3 protein-coding genes are annotated in these 754 nt (G+C 44.7%); all 3 read right to left on the bottom strand.

Annotation, left to right across the window (positions count from 1 at the left end):
- On the bottom strand, positions 1-279 hold a 279-nt coding region (locus A3761_RS07810), incomplete at its 3' end, for a hydrogenase subunit MbhD domain-containing protein (protein WP_156491732.1).
- A complete protein-coding gene (gene mnhG, locus A3761_RS07815; RefSeq protein WP_068510913.1) occupies positions 279-608 on the bottom strand; it encodes a monovalent cation/H(+) antiporter subunit G in 330 nt (109 codons plus the stop codon). The genes mnhG and A3761_RS07810, both read right to left, overlap by 1 nt.
- A gap of 23 nt (positions 609-631) precedes the next feature.
- Positions 632-742 (bottom strand): monovalent cation/H+ antiporter complex subunit F, encoded by a 111-nt coding sequence (locus A3761_RS25670; protein WP_369808200.1) that lies wholly within the window; start codon positions 740-742, stop codon positions 632-634.
- Positions 743-754 lie beyond the last annotated feature (12 nt).

The following is a 754-nucleotide window of genomic DNA, read 5'->3' on the forward strand; positions in this document are numbered from 1 at the left end:
GACTACAACCAAAGGGAGGATTGAAGAGTGGGCACTTTGCTTTTCCTTTCTACCAGTTAATGCCAGTGTGCCAAGCATGAGTACTGTAGATATGCCCGCACCAACCGATGCCTCGGTGAACGCGACATCAACTGCGTCAAGGTTTACGAATATCAATGCTGACAGAAAACTATATATTCCGAAGAGCATGACGACAGCAAATAAATCTTTCAAAAATATAATGCGTAAAGCAGTGAGCGCCAACATAGCAAGCAGTACCAAGTCGATCAGTTCGGCCATTAGTGCGTTTGCTCCTGTTGTTCTTTCTTGGTTTCAGCAATTGTAAGTAAGCCGCCATGACGGGCTGACTTAGCAAGAGCATGAGAAGCGGTAGGACTGGTAAGCATCAAAAACACCAGTATGAATAAAAGTTTTGCGGTATTTAAATCGAAAGACGTCTGCAAGAGGAGACCGCCTATGATCAGAATGGCTGCAATAGAGTCCGTGACACTCGCTGCGTGAACGCGAGTGAAGAAATCCGGGAATTTAAAAAGTCCAACGGCACCACTTAAGCCGAAGAAAACGCCTGCTATTAGCAGGAGGCTACTAACAATATCTAAGACAAACATGTCCAACCATTATTATTTAAGTTTTATTCAATTGGCGCTGTGTATTCGAAAAAGCGAAGTACCGCAACCATCCCTGTAAAGTTGATTAATGCGTACACAATGGCAATGTCCAGGAAGTCTGGGCGTCCCATCATATAACCGGCGGC

This window comes from Oleiphilus sp. HI0123 (assembly GCF_001635315.1).

Excerpts from the sequence above, each read along its gene's own strand:
- mnhG (WP_068510913.1), bottom strand. The coding sequence starts at position 608 with ATGTTTGTCTTAGATATTGTTAGTAGCCTCCTGCTAATAGCAGGCGTT.
- A3761_RS25670 (WP_369808200.1), bottom strand. The coding sequence starts at position 742 with ATGATGGGACGCCCAGACTTCCTGGACATTGCCATTGTGTACGCATTA.